At 59.7% G+C, this 18,540-nt stretch carries 16 protein-coding genes; 9 read left to right on the top strand and 7 right to left on the bottom strand.

The window, feature by feature from the left end; all coding sequences use genetic code 11:
* Positions 1-12: 12 nt before the first annotated feature.
* From CKW20_RS22530 to CKW20_RS22515, 4 genes are all read right to left on the bottom strand, one after another.
* Positions 13-2,268 carry an Orn/Lys/Arg decarboxylase N-terminal domain-containing protein gene (locus tag CKW20_RS22530; protein WP_095054857.1) on the bottom strand — a complete coding sequence of 752 codons (2,256 nt, stop codon included), beginning with the start codon at positions 2,266-2,268 and terminating at the stop codon, positions 13-15.
* Positions 2,269-2,531: 263 nt separating this feature from the next.
* Positions 2,532-3,290, bottom strand: a complete 759-nt coding sequence (dnaQ, locus tag CKW20_RS22525) for a DNA polymerase III subunit epsilon (RefSeq protein ID WP_095054856.1) — start codon at positions 3,288-3,290, stop codon at positions 2,532-2,534.
* A 228-nt stretch (positions 3,291-3,518) separates the two neighbouring features.
* Positions 3,519-3,971, bottom strand: coding sequence for a ribonuclease HI (gene rnhA, locus CKW20_RS22520; protein WP_003180633.1), 453 nt, complete (start codon positions 3,969-3,971; stop codon positions 3,519-3,521).
* A gap of 92 nt (positions 3,972-4,063) precedes the next feature.
* Positions 4,064-4,822 (bottom strand): class I SAM-dependent methyltransferase, encoded by a 759-nt coding sequence (locus CKW20_RS22515; protein ID WP_095054855.1) that lies wholly within the window; start codon positions 4,820-4,822, stop codon positions 4,064-4,066.
* A gap of 65 nt (positions 4,823-4,887) precedes the next feature.
* Between CKW20_RS22515 and gloB the strand changes: the two genes are divergently transcribed.
* The 8 genes from gloB to fabI all read left to right on the top strand — a co-directional run bounded on the left by gloB (position 4,888) and on the right by fabI (position 15,688).
* Positions 4,888-5,655 carry a hydroxyacylglutathione hydrolase gene (gloB, locus tag CKW20_RS22510; protein ID WP_095054854.1) on the top strand — a complete coding sequence of 256 codons (768 nt, stop codon included), beginning with the start codon at positions 4,888-4,890 and terminating at the stop codon, positions 5,653-5,655.
* 99 nt (positions 5,656-5,754) lie between these two features.
* Positions 5,755-7,206: a transglycosylase SLT domain-containing protein gene (locus tag CKW20_RS22505; protein ID WP_095054853.1), complete on the top strand. Its 1,452-nt coding sequence runs from the start codon at positions 5,755-5,757 to the stop codon at positions 7,204-7,206.
* A 285-nt stretch (positions 7,207-7,491) separates the two neighbouring features.
* Positions 7,492-9,324: an extracellular solute-binding protein gene (locus CKW20_RS22500; RefSeq protein ID WP_095054852.1), complete on the top strand. Its 1,833-nt coding sequence runs from the start codon at positions 7,492-7,494 to the stop codon at positions 9,322-9,324.
* On the top strand, positions 9,321-11,162 hold the full coding sequence (locus tag CKW20_RS22495; protein ID WP_095054851.1) for an extracellular solute-binding protein: 1,842 nt from the start codon (positions 9,321-9,323) through the stop codon (positions 11,160-11,162). Before CKW20_RS22500 ends, CKW20_RS22495 begins: the two co-directional genes overlap by 4 nt.
* Before the next feature lie 4 nt (positions 11,163-11,166).
* Positions 11,167-12,240, top strand: a complete 1,074-nt coding sequence (locus tag CKW20_RS22490) for a microcin C ABC transporter permease YejB (protein WP_095054850.1) — start codon at positions 11,167-11,169, stop codon at positions 12,238-12,240.
* Between the two features lies 1 nt (position 12,241).
* Entirely contained in the window at positions 12,242-13,261 is a 1,020-nt protein-coding gene (locus CKW20_RS22485; RefSeq protein ID WP_030130410.1) for an ABC transporter permease, read from the top strand.
* Position 13,262: 1 nt separating this feature from the next.
* Complete coding sequence (locus tag CKW20_RS22480; protein ID WP_095054849.1) at positions 13,263-14,873, top strand: ABC transporter ATP-binding protein; 1,611 nt, start codon at positions 13,263-13,265, stop codon at positions 14,871-14,873.
* A 20-nt stretch (positions 14,874-14,893) separates the two neighbouring features.
* The gene (fabI, locus tag CKW20_RS22475; protein WP_095054848.1) at positions 14,894-15,688 is read left to right on the top strand and encodes an enoyl-ACP reductase FabI; all 795 of its coding nucleotides are present in this window, start codon (positions 14,894-14,896) and stop codon (positions 15,686-15,688) included.
* A 76-nt stretch (positions 15,689-15,764) separates the two neighbouring features.
* On the opposite strand, the gene CKW20_RS22470 is transcribed toward fabI, so the two are convergent.
* On the bottom strand, positions 15,765-16,631 hold the full coding sequence (locus CKW20_RS22470; RefSeq protein ID WP_095054847.1) for a LysR family transcriptional regulator: 867 nt from the start codon (positions 16,629-16,631) through the stop codon (positions 15,765-15,767).
* 114 nt (positions 16,632-16,745) lie between these two features.
* Between CKW20_RS22470 and CKW20_RS22465 the strand changes: the two genes are divergently transcribed.
* A complete protein-coding gene (locus CKW20_RS22465) occupies positions 16,746-17,171 on the top strand; it encodes a VOC family protein (protein WP_095054846.1) in 426 nt (141 codons plus the stop codon).
* Positions 17,172-17,294: 123 nt separating this feature from the next.
* Here the strand turns inward: CKW20_RS22465 and CKW20_RS22460 are convergent, their stop codons facing one another.
* Both CKW20_RS22460 and CKW20_RS22455 read right to left on the bottom strand, forming a co-directional pair.
* Entirely contained in the window at positions 17,295-17,888 is a 594-nt protein-coding gene (locus CKW20_RS22460; RefSeq protein ID WP_095054845.1) for a GGDEF domain-containing protein, read from the bottom strand.
* A 73-nt stretch (positions 17,889-17,961) separates the two neighbouring features.
* Positions 17,962-18,540 (bottom strand): hypothetical protein, encoded by a 579-nt coding sequence (locus tag CKW20_RS22455; protein WP_095054844.1) that lies wholly within the window; start codon positions 18,538-18,540, stop codon positions 17,962-17,964.

The raw sequence follows: 18,540 nt of genomic DNA, 5'->3' as shown, positions 1-18,540 counted from the left end.
TAGGAAAGGTCCTCATTCCTTGATGCAATCGACGGTGTAGTGCCGTCCATTGCCCTCGTCTTCGTGTTGCAAGCCATGCACATCTACGACAAATCCGGGGAAACTACTGTCGAACGTACGGGCAAACTTAAGGTAATCGACAATCGAACGGGTCGACTCGGTGAAACGCTCGCCGGGCATGATCAATGGAATCCCCGGCGGATAGGGTACCAGCATCACCGCCGCGATCCGCCCGTCCAGAGCATCGATCGAAACAGCTTCAACTTCCCCGCGTACCAATTGATCATAGGCGTCCGCCGGCTTCATGGCGACTTCCGGCAGCACTGTGTACATGCGTTTGAGGTGTTTGGCCGTGGCGTTGCTGCGATAGCAGGCGTGCAATTGATCACACAGATCGCGCAGGCCCATGCCTTGATAACGGGCAATATTGGGTTGCGCCACACACGGCAGGCAGGTGGCCAGGCTGACATTGGCGTCGTAACTGCGCTTGAACTCCAGCAACTCGGTCAGCAGCGTGCTCCATTTGCCCTTGGTGATGCCCATGGAGAACAGCACCAGGAACGAATACAGACCGGTCTTTTCCACGACCAGCCCACGTTCCCAGAGGAATTTGCTGACCACCGCCGCCGGAATCCCCCGCGCGCTCAGGGCTCCGCCCGCCGTCAAACCCGGCATCACCAGCGTGACCTTGATCGGATCGAGCAGCACATAGTCGTCGGTCACGCCGCCAAAGCCGTGCCAATCGGCGTCGGGTTGCAGCAGCCAGTCTTCGGTGACCACCTGTTCGATGCGTTCCACCAAGGGCGGCTGCCAGATGGAAAACCACCAGTCATCGGCGGCGATATGTTGGCGCAGATTGGCCAGGGCCCGGCGAAAGCTCAGGGCCTCGTCGAACATTTCCTGCAACAGCGAGCGACCGGCCGGCCCTTCCATCATCGCCGAGGCTACGTCCAGCGAGGCGATGATGCTGTACTGCGGCGAGGTCGAAATATGCATCATGAACGCTTCGTTGAAACGGTCGCGATCCAGTTGCCGGGCGCCACCGTCCTGAACGTGAATCATCGACGCCTGGCTGAACGCCGCCAGCAATTTGTGCGTGGAATGGGTGGTGAACACCAGTGGGCTGTCTTCAGTGCGGGAAGTGCCCATGCCATAACGGCCGGCGAAGAACTCGTGAAACGCCGCGTAGGCGTACCACGCCTCGTCGAAATGCAGCACCTCGACGCTGTTGCCCAGGCTCTGCTTGATCAGCTCGGCGTTGTAACAGAGACCGTCGTAAGTCGAGTTGGTCACCACCGCCAACTTGACCTTGGGCTCACGGCCTTGGGTCAGCGGACTGGCGTCGATCTTGGCCTGGATCGATTCGCGACTGAATTCGCTCAACGGAATCGGGCCGATAATCCCCAGCTCATTGCGCTCCGGGCACAGGTACAGCGGGATCGCGCCGGTCATGATGATCGAGTGCAGCACCGACTTGTGGCAGTTGCGATCCACCAGCACCAGATCATCGCGAGCCACCATGGAATGCCAGACGATTTTATTGGCGGTCGAGGTGCCATTGATTACGAAAAAGGTGTGATCGGCCCCGAAATTGCGCGCGGCTCTCGCTTCCGCCTCCGCCAGCGGACCGGTGTGATCGAGCAGCGAACCGAGTTCCGGCACCGACACCGACAAATCCGAACGCAGGGTGTTTTCCCCGAAAAACTGGTGAAACGCCTGCCCCACCGGGCTTTTGTGATAGGCCACGCCACCGCCATGGCCCGGCGTGTGCCAGGAGTAATTGGAGTCGGCGGTGTGCTGCACCAGCGCCTTGAAGAACGGCGGCAACAGACCGTCCAGATATTTGCGCGCCGCGCGAGCGACCTGACGCGCGAGGAAGGGCACGGTGTCTTCGAACAAATAGAGAATGCCGCGCAGCTGATTGAGCTCGGACATGGCATCGGCCGGGGCATTTTCCAGGGTGACCTGCTCGCCCAGGGCAAAGATCGGCAGGTCCGGCGCCCGAACCCGTGCCAGGCGGATCAGCTCAGCCATGTTATGCAGAAGATGAGCATGGGTGCTGGCGTCTTCGGCGGCAATCAACATGCAGGCGAGGCCATGATGGGTCGAGGCGACCAGACGTCCTTCGTTGTAATCAACCGCCGAGACGATGCTGAAGCCTTCCTGCTCCAGTTCCCGCGCAATACCACGCACACGATCACCGGCAACGGTGTCGGCCTTGATGTCGCGGTGGACGATCAGGACCGGGAATTTCAAATCTTTATACATGGGGGCTCGGTGTCCTGAGGCGGCAGACCGTAGCCTGCCAATAACCTCAGGGTAGAGGGTTGGAGCGCATGTAGCGAGGGGGATGCCCTGAAGTGGGGCGCCGGGTCATTATAACTGGCCCGAATTGAGCACTCCGTTCACGGTGTAGGAGCTGGCTTGCCAGCGAAGGCGGCCTCACAGCATGCAGCGCCGATGAAAACGCCTTCGCCGGCAAGCCGGCTCCTACAGGTTCGCGTCGTTCATTGGCATCTGTTGTGTTCTTTTCAGGCCTGAGCCTTGGCCTCAGCCAATTGCTGCCACAGCGACGGAGCGCCGGCGGATTTGGCGATGGCTTCAAGGCGCGCGATGTGCTGCGCCAGATCTTCCTCACTGGCACGAATGATCCGGGCCGGCTGACGATCGGCCGGCAGACGACGGATCTCCGTGGCGGAGTTGTCCGCGCCCTCACCGGAACCATTGCCATCGGACGCATTCCCGGCCAGCGACAGGCTGGTCTGCCCACCGGTCATGGTCAGGTAAACGTCGGCGAGAATCTCGGAGTCAAGCAAGGCGCCGTGAAGTTCACGGCCTGAGTTGTCGACGTCATAGCGTTTGCACAAGGCGTCGAGGCTGTTGCGCTGCCCCGGGTGACGTTCCCGAGCCATCATCAGGGTGTCGAGGATCGAGCAATGTTGCGTGATGTCCGCACGATCGTGCTGGCCCATCAAGGCGAATTCGTTGTTGATGAAGCCAACGTCGAACGCCGCGTTATGGATGATCAGCTGCGCGCCCTTGATGAACTCGAAAAATTCATCGGCCACTTCCGTGAAACGCGGCTTGCCCACCAGGAATTCGTTAGTGATGCCGTGGACGCCGATGGCGCCTTCGTCACTCTCGCGATCCGGTTGCAGATAAACGTGGAAATGCCGGCCGGTCAGGCGCCGACCGATCAACTCGACACAACCGATTTCGATAATCCGGTGGCCGTCGGTCACCGGCATGCCGGTGGTTTCGGTATCGAGTACAACGGATCTGGTGGCCATCAGTGCTCAGCTCTCAACGGGTCAATCGTGCAAAAGCGGCGATGTTAACACGCTCGCGGGGGTCTTTCAGATACACCGTGTGGCACCCATCGCGAGCAGGCTCGCTCCCACTGATCATTCCCACGCTCTGCGTGGGAATGCCTCAGGGGACGCTCCGCGTTCCAATGGGACGCAGAGCGTCCCGGGCTGTATTCACACGCAGAGCATGGGAACGATCAGTGAAGGGGTCTAGGCTTGTTTGTACCCACGCACTTCATCCACGCCACGATTGGCCAGTTGGTCGGCCCGTTCGTTGCCGTGATGGCCGATGTGCCCACGCACCCATTTCCAGGTGACGTTGTGGCGATTGACCTGCTCGTCGAGCAGTTTCCACAAGTCGGCGTTTTTCACCGGTTCCTTCGCCGCGGTTTTCCAGCCGCGCTTCTTCCAGTTGGCCATCCACTCGTTGATGCCTTTCATCACGTATTGGGAGTCGGTCACCAGCAGTACATCGCAGGAGCGCTTGAGTTCTTCCAGGCCACGGATGGCGCCCATCAATTCCATGCGGTTGTTGGTGGTGTTGGCTTCGCCGCCCCACAGTTCTTTTTCAACGCCTTTGCACACCAGCAATGCGCCCCAGCCGCCGGGGCCAGGGTTGCCCTTACAGGCGCCATCGGTGAAGAGTTCTACGCTATCGCTCATGCCAATCTATCCAGAAAATGCGGCGGCTCGCCGATCGGTGACCGACGATGCCCGAGGCCGGGGCGAACCCGACCGGGAAAATAAAATGTGTATTACGGTTCGAGGTGACGACGGTTGACCTTGGCCATCGGCAACGGAATCAGCTTGCCCATCGGTTCGCGTCGCTCCTGACGCACCGGTCGCAGGCCCACCACGATCTTGCGCGCGACCAATAAATAGAAGCCACCACCCGACAATTGCCAGTCACCGGCCTTGCGCTCCCAACCGGCCAGACGGGACTGCCAGGCGGGCGACGCAAGCGGCGGACGATAGCATCCGAAGCGGCGTTTCTCCAGCGCGAAGCCCAGCAGGTTCAGCCAGTCAGCGACTCGCGACGGCGAAATGCAGCGGGCCTTGCGCAGCCCATCGTGAGCAAAAACATGACGCAGGCCCCAGCTGCTCCAGGGGTTGATCCCGACAATCAGCAAATGCCCGCCAGGCCGCACGCTGCTCGCCGCTTCGCGCAGCAAACCGTGGGGCGACAGGCAGAAATCCAGCCCGTGCTGCAACACCACCACATCGGCGGCGTGCTCGCTCAAAGGCCAGGCCTGCTCTTCACAAACGATCTCGACCCCCGGCAACGGCGCACCGAGCCGCACATTGCGCTGAACCTGCGGCGCCGACGGCGGCGTTTGCGCCGAAGGGCCGTAATGCACCAGGTAGCCGCCGAAGAAGCGCGCCAACTCGTCTTCGAGCATGCGGCGTTCTTCGTCCAGCAGAAATTGCCCGATGGGCCCGGACAGCCATTCACGGGCCGCGCTGATCAATGTCAGCCACTCAGGATCGGCCTGAGCGAACGCTTTATCGGTCATTGCATTCTCCAACGCGCCAGGAAGTTCTAAGATGCGCCAATGTTTTCCGCTTGGCGAATCCGACGATGATACAGATCAGTGCCCTGCCCGCCTTCACCGACAACTACATCTGGTTGTTACAAGACCACAGTACCCAGCGCTGCGCCGTGGTCGATCCGGGCGATGCCGCACCAGTACAAGCGTGGCTTGCGGCGCACCCGGGTTGGGTGTTAAGCGATATTCTGATCACTCATCACCATCATGACCATGTCGGCGGCGTCGAGCGGCTGAAAAAAGCGACAGACGCGACAGTCTACGGCCCGGCCAGCGAAAGCATCCCGGCGCGGGACGTGGCCCTCAAGGACAATGACCGTATCAGCGTGCTGGGCTGGGACTTCGACGTTCTCGCAGTGCCGGGCCATACCCTCGGGCACATCGCCTTTTATCACCACGGCCATTTGTTTTGCGGCGATACCCTGTTCGCCGCCGGTTGCGGACGGTTATTCGAAGGCACGCCCGAGCAAATGCATCGCTCGCTGAGCCGCCTCGCGGCACTGCCCGAAGACACGCTGGTCTACTGCACCCACGAGTACACCCTGAGCAATCTGAAGTTCGCCGCTGTAGTCGAACCGGCCAACCCCAACACCCTTGAACGCCTGGACATAGTCACCCGGCAACGCGACGCTGGAATCATGACCCTGCCTTCGACGCTGGCGCTGGAAAAGCTCACCAATCCGTTTTTGCGCACCGACGAAACATCCGTTAAAGAAAAAGTGGACGAACGGAATGGAACCGATAACCGGGCTCCGAGTGCGGTTTTTGCTGCTCTTCGAGCGTGGAAAGATACGTTCTAGGGAGGCTGCTTACTGATACAAAAATTCTGAATGGTTGACCGCAGGGGGTGCGCTTTCTAGAATCGCCCGACATTTTTGCCCGGAACTTACTTCCAGCCAATGTCGTCACCTATTCGTAAAGCCATCAATTCAGACGCATTGACCCGCTTGGCTCAAGCCATCGCGGTGGCTGTGTCCGCCACGTTGGCGGGCTGTTCCAGCCATGTGCCGCAGACCGAAGCGACACACACTCCGAATATTGCCGCTCGAGCCAAGCAGAAACCCATCTGGCTCAGCGAAAAACCAACACCGCAAATTCCACAGGACGTCTGGGAGCGCATGCGCCAGGGCTTCCAGTTGCAAGACAACCTGGGCGTCAACCCGCGCATCGAGCAACAGCGCCTGTGGTTCGCCAGTAACCCGTCCTTCCTCGAAAACGCCGGCGAACGCGGCAGCCTCTACATTCACTACATTGTCGAACGCCTTGAAGAACGCAACATGCCGCTGGAACTGGCGCTGTTGCCGGTAATTGAAAGCGCCTACAACCCGATGGCCTATTCCCGGGCCAACGCGGTGGGTCTTTGGCAATTCATTCCTTCCACCGGGCGTTACTTCAACCTGCGTCAAACCCGCTTCTATGATGGCCGTCGCGATATCACCGCCTCGACCACCGCGGCCATGGATTACCTGACCCGCCTGCACGACATGTTCAACGGCGACTGGCTGCTGGCTCTGGCGGCCTACAATGCCGGCGAAGGTACGGTCAGCCGGGCCATCGAGCGCAACGAACGACTCGGCCTGCCGACCGACTACTGGAACCTGCCGTTGCCAGCGGAAACCCAGGCCTATGTGCCGAAACTGCTGGCATTGTCGCAAGTGGTCCTCGCGCCCGAAGCTTACGGCGTGAACCTCAACCCGATCGCCAACGAACCGTACTTCCAGGTCGTCGAAATCAACCAGCGCATGGACCTGTCCAAGGTTGCCGCGGTGGCCAACATCGACGAAGACGAACTGTTCCAGCTCAACCCGGCCTTCAAGCAGCGCACCACCATCGACGGCCCCCAGCATCTGCTGGTGCCGACGTCCAAGGCGCAACTGCTGACCACCAGTCTGTCGACCATGCGCCCTGAAGAGTTGATCAGTCAGCGATCGCTCAAGCCGGTGTTTGAAGGGGTAGACGACAGCGAAATCGCCAGCCTCAAGCGCGCCTATCGGGTCAAGCGCGGCGACAATCTGGGCACCATCGCCAAGGCCAACAAGGTCGACGTCAAGGATCTGCAACGCTGGAACAAACTGACCGGCAAGGATCTCAAAGTCGGCCAGACCCTGGTGATGCAGGACACCACCAAGCGCAAATCCGGGCGCGTCAACACCGTGGTCGCGGCGAACAGCAAATCGAGCGGCAAGGTAACCAACAAGACGCAGACCCAGTACAAGGTCAAACAAGGCGACTCGCTGTACATGGTCGCCAAACGCTTCAACGTTGAAATGCAGCACCTCAAGCGCTGGAACCCTCGGGTTGGCCAGGCGCTGAAGCCGGGGCAGATGCTGACGGTTGCTTCGCCGAATTAAGCGGCACGCCCTGTCGAGGGGCTTTTGTGGCGAGGGAGCTTGCTCCCGTTGGGTTGCGAAGCAGCCCCAAAACCTGAAACCCGGTGATTTCTGACACACCGCGTATTCCGGTTTACGACGGCTTCGCAGCCGAGCGGGAGCAAGCTCCCTCGCCACAGGTTCTGCGATCCGCCGGACCTTCACCTGCGCAAATAACCACGCATTAAGCCCCCGTCTTTTTCCTGTCGATACAAGCTGTTACTGTACGGCCCACAAAGCCCAAGCCGCCTGGATCGGATCTCTGACTTGAAGCGTCCCCTCCTCCTGCTCCTGATCAGCCTGGCCTCGAGCTCCCCCGCAAGCGCGACGATCAGCGAAAGCCATGGTTATGCGCAGTTCGGCACGCTCAAGTACCCGGCCAGATTTACCCACTTCGACTGGGTCAACCCGCAAGCGCCCAAGGGCGGTACGTTGCGGGTGATGGCGTTTGGCACCTTCGATACGCTCAATCCCTATACCTTCAAGGGTTCAAGCCCGGTTTCCACCGGCAACTTCCTGCAATACGGTATCAACGAACTCAATGAACCGTTGATGGTCGGCACCGGCCAATACGCGCCATCCGGCGATGAGCCAACCTCCAGTTATGGCCTGATTGCCCAATCGGTGGAATACAGCGAGGACCGCAGCTGGGTGGTATTCAACCTGCGCCCCGAAGCGAGTTTCCACGATGGCACGCCGATCACCGCTTATGACGTGGCATTCTCTTACCGTTTGTTGCTAAAGGAAGGTCATCCGCAATACCGCACCAACCTTCAGGAAGTGTCGCGGGTGGATATCCTCAATCCACGGCGTATCCGTTTCGTCTTCAAGCGCGCCGGCAATCCGCTGCTGATCCTGCGCCTGGGCGAGTTGCCGGTGCTGCCTCAGCATTACTGGGAAGGTCGCGACTTCAAGGCCACCACCTTCGAGCCGCCATTGGGCAGCGGACCGTATCGAATCACCTCGGTAACGCCCGGGCGGCAAATCGTCTTCGAACGGGTCAAGGATTACTGGGGCAAGGACCTGCCGGTCAATCTCGGCAAGTACAACGTCGATCGCATGGAAGTCGAGTTCTATCGTGACAGTGACGTGGCTTTCGAAGCGTTCAAGGCCGGTGAGTTCGACATCTACATCGAGCACCAAGCGAAGAACTGGGCCAATGGTTACAACTTCCCGGCCGTGCGCCGTGGCGATGTGATCAAGGCGCAAATCGCGCACCAGATCCCGACCCAGAGCCAGGGCCTGTTCATGAACACCCGGCGGCCAGCTTTCGCCGAGGCCAAGGTCCGCGAAGCATTGGGTTTGATGTTCGACTTCGAATGGACCAATCGCACGCTGTTCAGCGGCGCCTACAAACGAGCGATGAGTTATTACCCCAACAGCGAGTTTTCCGCCACCGGACTACCGGTCGGTCATGAGTGGCTGTTGCTCAAGCCCTATCGCGATCAGTTGCCCGCCAAGCTGCTCACCGAACCGTTCAGCCTGCCGCAGACCGAAGGCCGCGGCATTCCCCGGGAAACCATGCGCCAGGCGTTGAGCCTGCTCGCCGAGGCCGGCTGGAAGCTCAACGGTCAGCGGCTACAAAACAGCATCGGCCAACCGTTGCGCTTCGAGATTCTGCTGGTCAACCCGAACCTGGAACGCATCCTTCAGCCTTACGTCGAGAACCTCGCCAGCATCGGCATCGACGCACGGCTGCGCACGGTCGATCGCGCCCAATACAAACAACGCCTCGATCAGTTCGATTTCGACATGATCCTGATGACCCTCAACCAGACCCTCAGCCCGGGCCTGGAACAATGGCAGTACTTCCATTCCAGCCAGGTTGGGGTCAAGGGCAGCAAAAACTACGCCGGCATCGCCAATCCGGTGGTCGACCATTTGCTCGAACGACTGCTCGCCGCCCAGACCCGCGATGCACAAGTCGCCGCGGGCAAGGCACTCGACCGGGTGCTGCTGTGGCAGCACTACATCATTCCCAACTGGTACCTCAATTATCACCGCCTGGCCTACCGCAACCGGTTCGCCTTCGTCACTACGCCGCCCTATACCCTGGGCCTGAGCGCATGGTGGTTGAAATCTTCGGAGAAAGATCGATGAAACCCGTACGTGCCCTGCTCTTGCAGGCCAGCGGTCTGTTGTTCGCCGGGCTGGCCTGCGCCGCCCCGCAACATGCCCTGACCCTGTACAACGAGCCGCCTAAATACCCGGCCGATTTCAAACATTTCGATTACGTGAACCCCGATGCGCCCAAGGGCGGAATCTTTCGCCAGGCCGGGTTCGGTGGCTTCGACAGCCTCAACCCGTTCATCAACAAAGGCGTGCCAGCCGACGACATCAGCATGATCTACGACACCCTGGCCAAACACGGCCTGGATGAGCCGTTTACCGAATACGGCCTGATCGCCGGCAAAATCGAAAAAGCCCCGGACAACAGCTGGGTGCGCTTCTACCTGCGTCCCGAAGCACGTTTCCACGACGGCCACCCGATACGTGCCGAAGACGTGGTATTCAGCTTCCAGACTCTTATCAAGGACGGCGCCCCGCTCTTCCGCGGCTATTACAGCGACGTGGAAGAAGTGGTCGCCGAAGACCCGCTCAAAGTGCTGTTCAAGTTCAAGCACACCAACAACCGCGAACTGCCGCTGATCCTCGGACAGTTGCCAGTACTGCCCAAACATTGGTGGGCGACCCGCGACTTCAACAAGGGCAACCTGGAATTGCCACTGGGCAGCGGCCCGTACAAAGTCAGCGAAGTGAAGGCCGGGCGTTCGGTGCGCTATGAACGGGTCAAGGATTACTGGGGCAAGGACCTGCCGGTCAATCGCGGCTTCTACAACTTTGACGTGCTGACCACTGACTACTACCGCGACAACACCGTCGCGCTGGAAGCGCTCAAGGCCGGTCAGTTCGACTATTGGCTGGAATCGGCCGCGAAAAACTGGGCCAAGGCCTACAACATTCCGGCGGTGGCCGAAGGTCGGCTGATCAAGGAAGAAATCCCGAACGGCAACCCCACTGGCATGCAAGGCTTCGTGTTCAACCTGCGCCGCCCGGTGTTTCAGGATGTGCGCGTGCGCCACGCACTGAGCCTGTTGCTGGACTTCGAATGGACCAACAAGCAATTGTTCAACGGCGCCTACGCGCGCACCCGCAGTTACTTTGAAAACTCGGAAATGGCCGCCACCGGCCTGCCGGACGCCGATCAACTGGCGATCCTAGACCCGTTCCGCGGCAAGATTCCCGAGCAAGTGTTCGGCGAGGCGTTCCAGAACCCGGTGACCGACGCCAGCGGCATGATCCGCGTCCAGCAGCGCCAGGCCTGGCAATTGCTGCAAGAGGCCGGCTGGCGGATCGTCGACGACAAAATGGTCGACGCCAACGGCAAACCGGTGACCATCGAATTTCTGCTGGCCCAGACCGAGTTCGAGCGGATACTGCTGCCGTTCAAGCGCAACCTCAGTGATTTGGGCATTGATCTGGTGATCCGTCGGGTCGACGTCTCGCAATACGTCAACCGCGTGCGCTCGCGGGATTTTGACATGATCGTCGGCAGCTTCCCGCAGTCGAACTCGCCGGGTAACGAACAGCGCGAGTACTGGATGACCGCCGCCGCCGACAAACCCGGCAGCCGCAACTCCATGGGCTTGAAAGACCCGGTGGTAGACCAACTGGTCGAACAACTGATCAATGCCGATTCGCGCCAAAGCCTGGTGGCCCACGCCCGGGCGCTGGACCGGGTGCTGCAATGGGGCTATTACGTGATCCCCAATTGGCACATCAAGACCTGGCGCGTGGCGTACTGGAACCACATCGGCCACCCGAAGGTTTCGCCCAAATACGACATCGGCATCAATACCTGGTGGGTCAAGCCCAACGCGGCACTGCCGATAGAAGTCGAAATCAAACTGCAAGCCGACCCTGCGGGCACGGAGTAATCAGATGCTGGCGTATATTTTTCGGCGACTGCTACTGATCATCCCGACCCTGCTCGGCATTTTGCTGATCAACTTCGTGATCATCCAGGCCGCCCCCGGTGGGCCGGTGGAACAGATGATCGCCAAGCTCGAAGGTTTCGAAGGCGCCACCAGCCGCATTGCCGGCGGCGGCGCCGAAGTATCGGTGGCAGGTTCCGCCTATCGCGGCGCCCAGGGCCTGGACCCGGCGTTGGTCAAGGAAATCGAGCACATGTACGGCTTCGACAAATCGGCGCCGGAACGTTTGTGGATCATGATCAAGAACTACGCCACCCTGGATTTCGGCGACAGCTTTTTCCGCGACGCCAAGGTCATCGATCTGATCAAGGAAAAGCTGCCGGTGTCGATCTCCCTCGGGTTGTGGAGCACGTTGATCATGTACCTGGTGTCGATCCCGCTGGGGATCGCCAAGGCGACGCGCCACGGCAGCCACTTCGACGTCTGGACCAGTTCGGCAATCATCGTCGGCTACGCGATCCCCGCGTTCCTGTTCGCCATCCTGCTGATTGTGGTGTTCGCCGGCGGCAGCTATTTCGACTGGTTCCCGCTACGGGGCCTGACTTCGAACAACTTCGACGAGCTGAGCACCAGCGGCAAGATCCTCGATTATTTCTGGCACCTGGCACTGCCGGTGACCGCATTGGTGATCGGCAACTTCGCGACCATGACGCTGCTGACCAAAAACAGCTTCCTCGATGAAATCAACAAGCAATACGTGGTCACCGCCAAGGCTAAAGGCCTGACCCGCCACCGCGTGCTCTACGGCCATGTATTTCGCAACGCCATGCTGCTGGTGATCGCCGGTTTCCCTTCGGCATTCATCGGGATCTTCTTCACCGGCTCGCTGCTGGTGGAAGTGATTTTCTCCCTCGACGGCCTCGGCTTGATGAGTTTCGAGGCGGCGATCAACCGCGATTACCCAGTGGTTTTCGGCACGCTGTTCATCTTTACCCTGCTGGGGTTGGTGGTGAAGCTGATCGGCGACCTCACCTACACCTTTGTCGATCCGCGCATCGACTTCGAAAGCCGGGAGCATTGAGATGAACTTATCCCCTCTCAATCGCCGACGTTTCGAACTGTTCAAGGCCAACAAGCGTGGCTGGTGGTCGCTGTGGCTATTTCTGATTCTGTTCGGCGCAAGCCTCGGTGCCGAGCTGATCGCCAACGACAAACCGCTGGTGGTGCACTACGACAACGCCTGGTACTTCCCGGCGCTCAAGCGCTACCCGGAAACCGCGTTCGGCGGCGAGTTCCCGCTGGAAGCCAACTACAAGAGCCCCTACATCCGCGAACTGCTCAAGGCCAAGGACGCCTGGGTGGTGTGGGCGCCGATTCCCTACAGCTACCAGAGCATCAACTACGACCTGAAAGTCCCGGCCCCCGCGCCGCCTTCGGCCGATAACCTGCTGGGTACCGACGACCAGGGCCGCGATGTGCTGGCCCGGGTGATTTACGGCTTCCGGATTTCGGTGCTGTTTGCTTTGACGCTGACCATTCTCAGTTCGATCATCGGCGTGATCGCCGGGGCCTTGCAGGGTTTTTATGGCGGCTGGGTCGATCTGGCCGGGCAGCGTTTTCTGGAGATCTGGTCCGGGCTGCCAGTGCTGTACTTGCTGATCATCCTCGCCAGCTTCGTGCAGCCGAACTTCTGGTGGCTGCTGGGGATAATGCTGCTGTTCTCGTGGATGAGCCTGGTGGATGTGGTGCGTGCCGAGTTCCTGCGCGGCCGGAATCTGGAATACGTGCGCGCGGCGCGGGCGCTGGGCATGCGCAATGGTGCGATCATGTTCCGCCACATTCTGCCCAACGCCATGGTCTCGACCATGACCTTCATGCCGTTCATCCTGACCGGCGCCATCGGCACCCTGACCGCTCTGGATTTCCTCGGCTTCGGCCTGCCGCCGGGCGCGCCGTCCCTGGGTGAGCTGGTGGCCCAAGGTAAATCCAACCTGCAAGCGCCGTGGCTGGGTATGAGTGCATTTGCGGTGCTGGCGCTGATGTTGAGCCTGCTGGTGTTCATCGGCGAGTCCGCTCGCGATGCCTTCGACCCGAGGAAGTGAAATGAATCAGGACAATCTGATCGAAGTGCGCGACCTGGCCGTCGAATTTGTCGTCGGCGAGCGCATTCAGCGGGTGGTCGAGGGTGTGAACTTCGACATCAAGCGTGGCGAAACCCTGGCGCTGGTGGGCGAAAGCGGCTCCGGCAAATCGGTGACCGCCCACTCGATCCTGCGACTGCTGCCCTACCCGCTGGCCCGGCATCCATCCGGAACCATTACCTATTCCGACCAGAACCTGCTGGACCTGAAAGAGAAAACCATCCGCCACATCCGCGGCAACCGGATCGCGATGATCTTTCAAGAGCCGATGACCTCGCTCAATCCGCTGCATTCGATCGAGAAACAGATCAACGAAATCTTGGGCATCCACAAAGGCCTGACCGGCAAAATCGCAACCAAACGCACGCTGGAACTGCTGGAAATGGTCGGCATCCCCGAACCGCACAAGCGCCTCAAGGCTCTGCCCCACGAATTGTCCGGCGGCCAGCGTCAGCGGGTAATGATCGCGATGGCCCTGGCCAATGAGCCGGAATTGTTGATCGCCGACGAACCGACCACGGCGCTGGACGTGACCGTTCAACTGAAAATTCTCGAACTGCTCAAGGAATTGCAGGCCCGTCTGGGCATGGCGTTGTTACTGATCAGTCATGATTTGAACCTTGTGCGAAGAATTGCGCATCGCGTATGTGTCATGCAGCGGGGTTGCATCGTCGAACAGGCATCGTGCGCAGAATTGTTCCGCGCGCCGCAGCATCCGTACACGCGGGAACTGCTGGCAGCGGAGCCCAGCGGCAAACCGGCAAGCAATGTGATTGGCCCGCCGCTGCTGCAGGTCGAGGACCTGAAAGTCTGGTTCCCGATCAAGAAAGGCTTTCTGAAAAAGACCGTGGACCATATCAAAGCGGTAGACGGGATTAATTTCAGCCTGCCCCAGGGCCAGACCCTGGGAATTGTGGGAGAAAGCGGTTCCGGCAAGTCGACGCTCGGTCTGGCAATTTTGCGGCTGATCGGTAGCAAAGGCACCATCCGTTTTGAAGACAAGCAGCTAGACTGCCTGACGCAGCAAGAAATTCGGCCGCTGCGGCGGGAAATGCAGGTGGTGTTCCAGGACCCCTTCGGCAGCCTGAGCCCACGGATGTGCGTGAGCCAGATCGTCGGCGAAGGCCTGCGGATCCACAAGATGGGCACTGAGGCTGAACAGGAACAAGCGATCATTGCGGCACTCAAGGAGGTAGGTCTGGACCCGGAAACCCGGCACCGCTACCCCCACGAATTTTCCGGTGGGCAACGGCAAAGAATCGCCATTGCCCGGGCATTAGTGCTAAAACCGGCGTTGATTCTGCTGGACGAGCCGACTTCGGCCCTCGACCGCACCGTGCAACGCCAAGTGGTGGAGCTGCTACGTTCACTGCAAACCAAGTACAACCTGACGTATTTGTTTATCAGCCATGACCTGGCTGTCGTCAAAGCGCTGAGCCACCAGCTGATGGTGGTCAAGCATGGCCAAGTGGTCGAACAGGGAGACGCGCAAAGCATTTTTGCCGCCCCCCAACATCCGTATACACAGCAGTTGCTGGAAGCCGCTTTTCTGGCACCAGCCACTGCGCAATAACCTGAAAAGAGGAGCAACACATGGGTTTTCTCGCCGGTAAGCGCGTACTGATCGTCGGTGTCGCCAGCAAGCTGTCCATCGCATCCGGCATTGCTGCCGCCATGCATCGCGAGGGCGCTGAGCTTGCCTTCACTTATCAGAACGACAAACTCAAGGGTCGTGTCGAAGAATTCGCACAAGGCTGGGGTTCGAGCCCTGAGCTGTGCTTCCCGTGCGACGTGGCCAGCGATGAAGAAATCGCCAAGGTCTTCGAAGCACTGAGCCAGAAGTGGGACGGCCTGGACTGCATCGTGCACTCCGTCGGCTTCGCCCCGGGCGACCAACTGGACGGCGACTTCACCGAAGCCACCACCCGTGAAGGTTTCCGCATCGCTCACGACATCAGCGCCTACAGCTTCGTGGCCCTGGCCAAGGCTGGTCGCGAAATGATGAAAGGCCGCAATGGCAGCCTGCTGACCCTGTCGTACCTGGGTGCCGAGCGCACCATGCCGAACTACAACGTGATGGGCATGGCCAAGGCTTCTTTGGAAGCTGGCGTGCGTTACCTGGCCGGCTCCCTGGGCCCGGACGGCACCCGCGTCAACTGCGTATCGGCCGGCCCGATCCGCACCCTCGCCGCTTCCGGCATCAAGAACTTCCGTAAAATGCTGGCCGCCAACGAAGCGCAAACCCCGCTGCGTCGTAACGTCACCATCGACGAAGTCGGCAACGCCGGCGCCTTCCTGTGCTCGGACCTGGCGTCCGGCATCAGCGGCGAAATCATGTACGTAGACGGCGGCTTCAACACCACCGCCATGGGCAACATCGAAGAGTGATCTTCGGTTAGCCATTAAAAAACCCGCCGATTGGCGGGTTTTTTTATGCCTGCCATTTCAAAATCGATGCAGCTGCTCAGTCGTCGATCTGTGTCAAACACCGCGCAAACAACTGCTGGATCGGCTGTGTCCGCTGGCTATAACGCTGCAACAGCACGATCTCCCGGTAGAACGTCAGCTCTCCCAACTCGATCACCCTCACCCCAGCGCCATGTTCAAGCCACAGTCCGGCCTCGGGCAACAAAGAAACACCCAGCCCGCACTCAACCATTTTGACGATAGCTTCCAGCTCATCCAGCTCCAGAGCCACCTGCACATCAATCTGCTGCTCGCGTAAAAAGCGAGTCACCAAGCGCCCACCAAAAGAAGTGCGGTCGTAGCGTACGTGGGGGTGGTTGGCGAGTAACAGCAGCGGGTCGTCACCCTCAAGATCTGCCGGCACGATCAGCACAAACGGTTCCCGGCGGATGACTTGCGCCGACAATTCCTTGGGCAATTCAAAGGGCGGCTTGATCAGAATCGCCAGGTCCACTTCGCCGGTGTCCACCTGACTCAACAGGTTCAGAGATACCCCCGGCACAAGTTTCGCCTCCAGCAACGGCGCTTGTTGCCTGAGTCGCAACAGCGCTCGCGGCAACAACCCGGTCTGGACGGTGGCCACCGCGCCGATCTTCAATTCCCCACGAAACTCGCCGACGCCATCACTGACGGCCATGCGGCTAAAGGTCTCAAGAATTTCCCGAGCCATCGGCAACGCCCGCTGCCCCGCCGCATTGAGAATTGCCTGACGTCCGGTGCGATCGAACAGGCGTATGCCCAATGCCTGTTCGAGATTACGGATCTGCGCGCTAACTGCCGACTGGGTCAGGCCGATGTGCATGCCTGCCGCAGCGAACGTGCCATGACGCGTCACGGCAATGAAAGTTTTCAGTTCCCGCAGCATGCGGCTCTCCAATTGATCGAAATAATTTGAGCTCGCTGCAAAAACTATCGTCTTTCAATCAAAAAGCACAGGACTAAACTCAGTCTCAACTCCCAACCCGTCGAGGCATATCCGATGCAACTGTCCCCTTTTCATTTGGCCATCCCGGTTTACGACTTGGCCGCTGCCCGGCGCTTTTATGGCGAAGTGTTCGGCCTGGAAGAAGGTCGCTCCAGCGACCATTGGGTCGACTTCAACTTTTTCGGCCATCAACTGGTGATTCATCTGGCACCGAAAAACGCTTCTCAGGAAGCCGCCCATACCAACGCCGTGGATGGTCACGACGTACCGGTGCCGCATTTCGGTGTGGTATTGGGGATGGAGGAATGGGAGGCCCTGGCCGAGCGCTTGAAAGCCTTGGGCATGCGCTTCGTGATCGAGCCGGGTATCCGTTTTCAGGGATTGGTGGGCGAACAAGCGACAATGTTTCTCTTCGACCCCTGCGGCAACGCCCTGGAATTCAAGGCGTTCAAGGATATTGGGCAGCTGTTTGCCAAATAGGTGTTGGCTGTCAGGCCGCTATCGCGAGCAGGCTCGCTCCCACAGGTTCACAAATTATGTGTTCGCAGACATCTGTGTGGGAGCAAGCCTGCTCGCGAAGAGGCCCGTCAACACAACAATGCACTATCGGCCCATCACCTTCTCAGCCTCACCCAGCAGCTCTACAATCGAGTCATAAACCGTCGGATCAAACTCGATCTGCCCGACACTGAAGCGAATGTCATAGCCACGATGCACCGTGGCATTGCGCTCATCGAGTATTTCTTCAAGCCGCGCTCTGACCGCACCAACCTCCACCGCGCTGGCGCCGGTCAACAAAGCGGCGAATTCATCGCTGCCTAGCCGGCCGATCACATCGCTTTCACGAAAGGCGATGCGCAGTACATCGGCAAAGGTTTTCAGGGCATTGTCACCTTCGGCGCGGCCGTACAGCTGGTTGATGTGTTTGAAATCATCAAGGTCGAAAAACAGCAGCGTCGCGGGTTTGCCCAACTGTTGACAGGCCTCCAGCCCCAACCGGGCCAAAGCCTCGAAGCCATGACGATTGGGGAGCAGCGTCAGTTCATCCATGCTCGCCATCTGCACGCCCATCAACTCCTGCTCGGCCTTTCGCGCCAAGTCGCGCAATACGTCGCGATCCTGCACTGCGCTGTCGAGGACGCTCGGCGCAATATCTGCGCCAGCGCCGGGTTTTAGCGGTTTGCCTGGGGTTAACATCACTCACTCCTTGATGGGTATGAACGTTAGAGTCGCTCACACCCGGTATGACTCCCTATAAACGCGCCGCTGGTCAGCTACCCGCCACCGGACACGGCCCTCCAGCATCTGCCCAGCGTTTGAACTGGGTGACGAAGATATCGTGGGGCACCGGCACCGGCGCCCTTCCCTCACCCGGATTCCAGCCCCAAAGCACCAGCTTGTCGTCGCTGACGTGCTTGATCAGCGCCGCAAAATCACGATCGCCATTGCTGGAACGGTCCTTGATCATCGCGCACAATTTATCGGCCGGCAGACCGATCCAGGCCATTTTGTGCGCGGCCGGCGGCAGGCTCCAATGCGGTGCTCCGGGTGGCGCGTTGGGGCCATAACTGGCTGGCGGATTCCTTTCGGCATGACAACTGGCACACGGTAAACCCGCCGCCCCTTTGCCATCCAGGCCACGCACCACATTCATCGCGTGAGGAATGCCCGCATCGAACTGCAACGGTGAATCGCCAGGGATATGACAGTTCTGACAACGCGGGCTCTGGAACACTTTCTGCACCGTGTCGAACGCTTTCACTGCCTCTTTATCATCAGCGAACAGGTCCGAGGCATAGCCACCCAGGCCGATCAACATCACCGCGCCCAGAAACAGATGTCGTCTCAT

The sequence above is a fragment of the Pseudomonas sp. Irchel s3b2 genome (genome assembly GCF_900187445.1).
In the GTDB taxonomy this organism is placed as follows: Bacteria; Pseudomonadota; Gammaproteobacteria; order Pseudomonadales; family Pseudomonadaceae; genus Aquipseudomonas.
This window is presented reverse-complemented; position numbering and strand designations above follow the sequence as displayed.

Excerpts from the sequence above, each read along its gene's own strand:
- CKW20_RS22530 (WP_095054857.1), bottom strand. The coding sequence starts at position 2,268 with ATGTATAAAGATTTGAAATTCCCGGTCCTGATCGTCCACCGCGACATC.
- dnaQ (WP_095054856.1), bottom strand. The coding sequence starts at position 3,290 with ATGGCCACCAGATCCGTTGTACTCGATACCGAAACCACCGGCATGCCG.
- rnhA (WP_003180633.1), bottom strand. The coding sequence starts at position 3,971 with ATGAGCGATAGCGTAGAACTCTTCACCGATGGCGCCTGTAAGGGCAAC.
- CKW20_RS22515 (WP_095054855.1), bottom strand. The coding sequence starts at position 4,822 with ATGACCGATAAAGCGTTCGCTCAGGCCGATCCTGAGTGGCTGACATTG.
- gloB (WP_095054854.1), top strand. The coding sequence starts at position 4,888 with ATGATACAGATCAGTGCCCTGCCCGCCTTCACCGACAACTACATCTGG.
- CKW20_RS22505 (WP_095054853.1), top strand. The coding sequence starts at position 5,755 with ATGTCGTCACCTATTCGTAAAGCCATCAATTCAGACGCATTGACCCGC.
- CKW20_RS22495 (WP_095054851.1), top strand. The coding sequence starts at position 9,321 with ATGAAACCCGTACGTGCCCTGCTCTTGCAGGCCAGCGGTCTGTTGTTC.
- CKW20_RS22490 (WP_095054850.1), top strand. The coding sequence starts at position 11,167 with ATGCTGGCGTATATTTTTCGGCGACTGCTACTGATCATCCCGACCCTG.
- CKW20_RS22485 (WP_030130410.1), top strand. The coding sequence starts at position 12,242 with ATGAACTTATCCCCTCTCAATCGCCGACGTTTCGAACTGTTCAAGGCC.
- CKW20_RS22480 (WP_095054849.1), top strand. The coding sequence starts at position 13,263 with ATGAATCAGGACAATCTGATCGAAGTGCGCGACCTGGCCGTCGAATTT.
- fabI (WP_095054848.1), top strand. The coding sequence starts at position 14,894 with ATGGGTTTTCTCGCCGGTAAGCGCGTACTGATCGTCGGTGTCGCCAGC.
- CKW20_RS22470 (WP_095054847.1), bottom strand. The coding sequence starts at position 16,631 with ATGCTGCGGGAACTGAAAACTTTCATTGCCGTGACGCGTCATGGCACG.
- CKW20_RS22465 (WP_095054846.1), top strand. The coding sequence starts at position 16,746 with ATGCAACTGTCCCCTTTTCATTTGGCCATCCCGGTTTACGACTTGGCC.
- CKW20_RS22460 (WP_095054845.1), bottom strand. The coding sequence starts at position 17,888 with ATGTTAACCCCAGGCAAACCGCTAAAACCCGGCGCTGGCGCAGATATT.
- CKW20_RS22455 (WP_095054844.1), bottom strand. The coding sequence starts at position 18,540 with ATGAGACGACATCTGTTTCTGGGCGCGGTGATGTTGATCGGCCTGGGT.